The sequence below is a fragment of the Endozoicomonas ascidiicola genome (genome assembly GCF_001646945.1).
GTDB classification, from domain to species: Bacteria; Pseudomonadota; Gammaproteobacteria; order Pseudomonadales; family Endozoicomonadaceae; genus Endozoicomonas; species Endozoicomonas ascidiicola.
On the sequence record NZ_LUTV01000005.1, the window covers coordinates 436,921 to 443,635 of the forward strand.

Here is a 6,715-nt window from a genome sequence, read left to right on the forward strand (position 1 = left end):
TCGATTCTCTGAAAGAGCAGTTCGTAGGTAAAGCAATCGTGGTCGCTGGGAAGCAGGTCAAAGATGTTGGTTGGAAACAGCAAATGCTGGTTGAACTCAACAGGGCTATCCTTGAATTTTGGAGGTGGAGACATTTGGCATCATTATATTTGGTTTTGAGGTTTATCATAACTGATTTGGCTATTCTCGGTCAGCCTCCTAGCAAAGATGGCCAGTCAATAGATCGGGCACTTATACGATAGCGGCTAACAATGCCTTCTCCAGATCATTCCAGTCAACGGGTTGATTGGTGATCATTTCCAGCCGACTGTCCATGGCATCTTCCAGATCAATAATGCTGACAACCCCATCTTGCATATTAAAGCCTTTTATACCCTGGTCGGTGATGACAACGCCTTTAAAGCGCTCAGCATTCTGGGCAAGAATCAGTGAGTAGAGTTGGTCAAAAGAGAATAGGGTGCTGTGATCAAAGAGCCAGCCGCAGCTGAAATGGTTCTGACCTTTATTTTCTTTGCGTACAAAGCTCTGCCCCTCGGGAATGGAGAGTGATTCTGGTCTCTCTTGATTATGCTGGTGGCTGGTTTGTTTGGCGGAGTGATGGGCTTTTGGCTTGGTGGCCTGTCGAGCTTGATGGGGTAATCTCAACCACTGTGCAGGTAGCTTACCGGCGCTTATCCAGTCGGTTTTGGGTGATGGTTCTGGCAGTTGGTTTACAAATGTTTCAAATAGCGTTTTGTGTTGATCAGAACAGAGGTCTGTTTTGGTTGCTACCAGCACATCGGCCAGATGAATTTGATCCTGGAAATTATCGTTTTCAAGATAATGAGGTTGATCCAGATTTCTAGGATCCACAAGGCAGACAATGGCTTCGAGTGATAACAGTTCGTTGTAATAATCACCCTGCAGAGTATTGATGATTTCTTGAGGGTGACCAAGGCCGGTAGGTTCTATCAACAGGCGATCTGGCTTGCTACGGGCAATTAACATATTCAGGCCGATCTGCATGGGCAGACCGGCAACACAACACATGCAGCCCCCCGGTACCTCCCGAATGGCGATGTCATCTCGCTTGGTGGTGCCATCAAGCGATGCACCATCAAGCAGTGCACCATCGATTCCGATTTCACCAAACTCATTCACCAGCACCGCCCAGGTTTCTTCGGGGGGCTTTTGTTTTAGAAGGTGAAGAATGGCAGTGGTTTTACCAGAACCCAGAAAGCCGGTGATGATGTTGGTAGGAATTTGTTTCTGCATTGTCATACTGCCCTGCTATTTGGTCGGATATTAGCAGGCAGTACTGGTTAATCAAAATAGATAGCCTGATACAGCACGATTCAGGCGAACCGCTTTCAGCGTTTTCTGCGAGCATCTTTAATGATAAACCCGACAACACCACCGACAACGATAATGGTTGCCAGAACAGCGAGAACCCCTGCGATAACGACAGAGTCAAGATACATAGTCATTTCCTTCTTATGTATTGTTTTTGGAATGTTTGTATGCATTCAGGGTAAAGGGTGGGCAGAAAAAGGAATTGATATGGGTCAATATAATTTGCGGAATGGCGGGTATTTAAGTACCCAACTATATGAAATCGAATATTTCTAACTTAGTGGTTAGTTGCTATGCAAGGCACATCGGAGTGAGCATAGTGTAGCTATGTGATTGGAGATGTAACGTAGTAGAGTGACTGACCACTGAGTTTGAAAATATGATTTCATATGATTGGGTGCTTAAGGCCAGATTCTATCTGACCTTGAAGGTATTGTTTAAAACGTCGCCGTCATGGACTTGTCACTGCAACCAAAAATATTTCGGTACAAAATACCAAAGGCAATGTTGGTCATGGGAAGCGTCCAGATCAAACCAAGGCCGAAAGGAATCATGGCAAGAAGATTCAAAAATGAGATCGCCAGTGTTAGCCCAAATACCGTAAACCAGCGCTTGCTGATGGCTTTGCGTGAAGCTTCCATGGCTTCCCAGGGGGCAAGGCCTTTATCCACCATCAACGGTATCGCCAATAAATAAGCAATGGCCAGATAAATGCCGGGAAGAATCAACAATAAAAAGCCGAGCACGGTGAAAACGGTCATCAGTAGATACAGGCCAAGCAATGGCAGGGTCAGATGAAAATAATCCAGAATCTGACTGGCACGAACGGGGGCACCCACAGCTCGACGCAGACCAATCATCCAGAGACCTGCCCATAGCGGCGTGGTAACCGCCATCATCAGCAGTTGGTAGAACATCTCCAGCAGTTGGTAGAACATCTCCGTCATCCCGCTTTCCGGAAGCACCATGGAAATGATGGCGATCCCGATACCTGCAAGAATGCTGATGCCGAAATAGATGAACATCGCCAGGTGGATAATCCATTTGGCGCCACCGGTGCGTTGCCAGGCTTCACCAAGAATATGACCAATGGATATGGAGTAATCACCGGCCATACCTGCCTCTACAGGATTGTGTCTGTCGGGATCAGGATGCGTGCGTGGGTTGTCATCAAGTGACATGGAATGTCCTTATTATGGCTTCATTATTTTCGCGCAGTTTATCAGACAATTTATCAGACAAGGGGGGGATTCTTTAAATTCAAAGTGTGAGAACTGTATTCAGTAAGCTGGCATCTGTTTTGCATTTCTAAACAGTGCAAAGTGTTTATGCAGGGCCGCTCAAGAGAAGTCTCGCTTCTTTTGGCACCAGAACAGGGCGTTGTCATTCGTTAGTTTCACTAAGGAGATAAAACAGTGCATGTAACTCACCTATCAAGAACCTCTATCGAACAGCTGATGACCTTAAGACGGAACATTAAGGAAGAGTTTGATGAGGTGATCAGCTTGTCTGACGATCATCTGGTTGATCAACTGCAGACATACAGGTTGAAAACGGAAATGGATGATACGCGCTTATTGTTGGAAGCGTGTGTTCATGCGCTGGGTGATGATGTGGTGGCAGCACCCGTGGAAGCCAAAAAAGTATCAAAGAGAATTTACCGGGGGCAGGTGATTGAAGCATAAGGCGATCGAAGCATAAGTAATGACGGATTGGCTTTGTATGTGAAACCAGAGATAAAACAATGCCTTGGATGGCCTTGATACGCAGTCTGTTGACTCAGTTGTGGCCTTTACGTCAATTTCAGAAATAAACAAAAAGCTACGAATTACTGGTAGGTTTGCCATTGTGGGCTAGTTTAAGATACATGCGCGGCTTTTAATAACTGGCTTTTAATAACTGAAAATTATGTTTCTAGAAGAATACTCTACTACTCTGGCAGGGGATCATTTCTCGTTTACCCGCGAGCAGGCCAGCGAATTCGCCAAGCGTGTTGCTAATGACTTTAATCCACTCCATGACGTGGATAACACCCGTTTTTGTGTTCCTGGGGATCTACTATTTGCCAAAGTCTTGTTAAATGAGGGCCTGCACGCCAGCATGCGCTTTCATTTCAGAGATATGCTGACTGATGGTGTGGAACTGGAGATTGTTTCTGGTGATGATGGCGGCAAACGTATTTGTGACCTGAACGGCAAAATGTATCTTGAGATTGAAAGTCAGGGAAGCTGCAACCGTGATACTGCAATGATCGAACAACTGATCAAAGGCTATGTGGCCTTTTCCGGAGAGAGTTTTCCTAATGTGCTGGTTCCCCTGATGAAGTCCGAAGGGGTTATGATCAATGCCGTTAAACCTCTGGTGATTTACGACAGCATGACACTGAAAATGGAGCATGTTGATCTGGTCAACCCGCAGCTGGAGTCAACAGGTGCAACGCTGGCCGTTAATGGCAAACGAGGGAAAGTCACCTTTAACTTTGTCTACCGTGATAATGGTGAGGTGGTTGGAATGGGTGAAAAAACCATGATTCTCTCTGGTTTGCGGCCTTACGATCAGGACACCATTGATACCATGGTGGAAAGTCATCGAGCCCGGCAGCAGCGTTATTCGGCGTAAAAAGCAGTCTTTGCAACCTCTATCTTCATATTTTTTCCGCGTGCCGATGGATATCTCTGCCATTTCAGCTAGGCTTTGGTATCCTATTGCAAAATCTGCGGTTAACCCACCACAGCAACATAGAAAAACAAGAAAACTGCTGAAGCGCCTACAAGGCCAGCATTTTCCCTAAACGGCACGTGTATACTTTTATAATGGTGCCGAATGAATTTAATCAGTATTTCCATAATCAAGAATGTAACCGAGATGCTGAATCAGAACCTGCTGATCAGGAATAAAGCCATATAGAGGGATTGTTTCATGCCTGTCTATCGCTCCAGAACATCAACCCATGGTCGGAATATGGCCGGTGCTCGTGCATTGTGGCGTGCCACCGGGATGAACGATGGGGATTTCAAAAAGCCGATTATTGCGGTTGCCAACTCATTTACTCAATTTGTACCAGGTCATGTTCATTTGAAAGATATGGGGCAGCTGGTAGCCCGTGAAATTGAGAAACACGGTGGCGTTGCCAAAGAGTTCAATACCATTGCGGTGGATGACGGTATTGCCATGGGTCACGATGGCATGCTTTATTCATTGCCAAGTCGTGACATCATTGCCGACTCCGTAGAGTACATGGTCAATGCTCACACCGCTGACGCACTGGTGTGTATCTCCAACTGCGACAAGATTACGCCCGGCATGCTTATGGCAGCCATGCGCCTGAACATTCCTGTCGTATTTGTCTCTGGCGGTCCAATGGAAGCGGGTAAAACCAAGCTGGCTCAACATGGGTTGGATCTGGTAGACGCCATGGTCATTGCCGCTTCTGATGCGGATGATGAAACCGTTGCGGAATATGAACGTTCTGCTTGCCCGACCTGTGGCTCCTGCTCAGGTATGTTTACCGCCAATTCCATGAACTGTTTGACCGAAGCCCTTGGTTTATCGCTGCCCGGTAATGGTTCCATGCTGGCAACCCATGCAGACCGTGAACAGTTGTTTTTGAATGCAGCGCAACGCATTGTTGAGATCACTCGCCGTTATTACGAGCAGGATGACGATTCTGTTCTGCCAAGATCTGTTGCCAACTTCAAAGCTTTTGAAAATGCCATGAGTCTGGATATTGCCATGGGCGGTTCTACCAACACCATTCTGCACCTGTTGGCTGCAGCGCAGGAAGGCGGCGTGCCTTTTGATATGAAGAATATCGATGAGCTTTCTCGCCGGATTCCTCAACTCTGTAAAGTGGCACCTAATATCCAGAGATACCATATGGAAGATGTGCACCGGGCTGGTGGTGTTATGGGTATTCTCGGTGAGTTGGATCGTGCCGGCTTGCTGCACAATGATCTCCCGATGATTCATAGCCCGTCAGTGAAAGATGCTCTGGCTCAGTGGGATGTTATGCAGACATCGGACGACGATGTACTTACTTTCTTTAAGGCCGGGCCGGCAGGAATTCGCACGACTGAAGCCTTTAGTCAGTCATGTCGCTGGGATACTCTGGATCAGGATAGACAAGCGGGTTGTATCCGTTCTCTGGATAATGCCTACAGTCTGGAAGGTGGTCTGGCTGTGCTTTATGGCAACATTGCAGAAGACGGCTGTGTGGTGAAAACCTCTGGAGTAGACGATGATAACCTCGTCTTCGAAGGCTCCGCCCACGTATTCGAAAGCCAGGAAGATGCGGTGAAAGGCATTCTGGACGATCAGGTAAAAGCTGGTGAAGTGGTCATCATTCGCTATGAAGGTCCTAAAGGTGGACCGGGTATGCAGGAGATGCTCTACCCGACCAGTTACCTGAAATCCAAAGGGCTTGGTAAAGCTTGTGCGCTGCTGACGGATGGGCGTTTTTCCGGTGGTACTTCAGGGTTGTCTATTGGTCATGCTTCTCCGGAAGCAGCGGCTGGTGGTGCTATTGGTTTGGTGGAGAGTGGTGATATTATTCATATCAACATTCCTGCTCGCACCATTGATGTGAAGCTGTCCATGGAAGAACTGTCACACCGGCGTTCAATCATGAGTGCCAAAGGCAAAGGTGCTTGGAAACCGTTAAAAGTTCGTCCGAGAAAAGTCTCTACAGCTTTGAAAGCCTACGCCAAAATGGTGACCAGTGCGGACAAAGGCGCAATTCGCGATTTAGATTTGTTCGACTGATCATAAGTCACCGATCATATGATTTGTGACTAGGAGGCTGACCGAGAATAGCGCCCGTAGCGAGGATGGTAGAAAATTGAGGATAAAAAATCCGTTTTGTGAAGTGAATAGTGGTGCTATTTGCTGAGCAAAACGGATTTTTTAGACCAATTTACTACCACCGCAGTAGGGCAACCTATTCTCGGTCAGCCTCCTAGGAGGCTGACCGAGAATAGCCAAATCAGTTATGATAAACCTCAAAACCAAATATAATGATGCCAAATGTCTCCACCTCCAAAATTCAAGGATAGCCCTGTTGAGTTCAACCAGCATTTGCTGTTTCCAACCAACATCTTTGACCTGCTTCCCAGCGACCACGATTGCTTTACCTACGAACTGCTCTTTCAGAGAATCGACACTTTAGAAGTCGGAAAAAAATACCATCATCTCGGCCAGCATGCGTACCCTCCAAAGCTGATTGTCTCTATCTTAATTTACGCTTACAGCCATGGTGTTTTCAGTTCCCKGGAAATTGAACGACGATGCCGGCAGGATTTGGCGTTCATGTATATCTCACAAATGAACTGCCCGAATTTCAGAGTACTGGGGGATTTTCGTAAAGATAATCTGTCGTTTTTCCACG

At 46.8% G+C, this 6,715-nt stretch carries 7 protein-coding genes; 4 read left to right on the top strand and 3 right to left on the bottom strand.

Annotated features, from left to right (window positions below):
• Window positions 1–231: 231 nt before the first annotated feature.
• The 3 genes from AKL11_RS15750 to AKL11_RS15755 all read right to left on the bottom strand — a co-directional run bounded on the left by AKL11_RS15750 (window position 232) and on the right by AKL11_RS15755 (window position 2,513).
• Window positions 232–1,254, bottom strand: a complete 1,023-nt coding sequence (locus AKL11_RS15750; RefSeq protein WP_095210425.1) for a CobW family GTP-binding protein — start codon at window positions 1,252–1,254, stop codon at window positions 232–234.
• 95 nt (window positions 1,255–1,349) lie between these two features.
• Window positions 1,350–1,460 carry a cytochrome c oxidase subunit CcoM gene (ccoM, locus tag AKL11_RS26490; protein WP_281180376.1) on the bottom strand — a complete coding sequence of 37 codons (111 nt, stop codon included), beginning with the start codon at window positions 1,458–1,460 and terminating at the stop codon, window positions 1,350–1,352.
• A gap of 309 nt (window positions 1,461–1,769) precedes the next feature.
• Window positions 1,770–2,513: a DUF975 family protein gene (locus tag AKL11_RS15755; RefSeq protein WP_067519136.1), complete on the bottom strand. Its 744-nt coding sequence runs from the start codon at window positions 2,511–2,513 to the stop codon at window positions 1,770–1,772.
• 234 nt (window positions 2,514–2,747) lie between these two features.
• Between AKL11_RS15755 and AKL11_RS15760 the strand changes: the two genes are divergently transcribed.
• The 4 genes from AKL11_RS15760 to AKL11_RS15775 all read left to right on the top strand — a co-directional run.
• Window positions 2,748–3,017 carry a hypothetical protein gene (locus AKL11_RS15760; RefSeq protein WP_067519138.1) on the top strand — a complete coding sequence of 90 codons (270 nt, stop codon included), beginning with the start codon at window positions 2,748–2,750 and terminating at the stop codon, window positions 3,015–3,017.
• 223 nt (window positions 3,018–3,240) lie between these two features.
• Window positions 3,241–3,951 (top strand): DUF3581 family protein, encoded by a 711-nt coding sequence (locus AKL11_RS15765; RefSeq protein ID WP_067519140.1) that lies wholly within the window; start codon window positions 3,241–3,243, stop codon window positions 3,949–3,951.
• A 300-nt stretch (window positions 3,952–4,251) separates the two neighbouring features.
• Window positions 4,252–6,093, top strand: coding sequence for a dihydroxy-acid dehydratase (ilvD, locus tag AKL11_RS15770; protein WP_067519142.1), 1,842 nt, complete (start codon window positions 4,252–4,254; stop codon window positions 6,091–6,093).
• A gap of 261 nt (window positions 6,094–6,354) precedes the next feature.
• A partial coding sequence (locus AKL11_RS15775) for a transposase (RefSeq protein WP_172807313.1) occupies window positions 6,355–6,715 on the top strand: 361 nt, incomplete at its 3' end.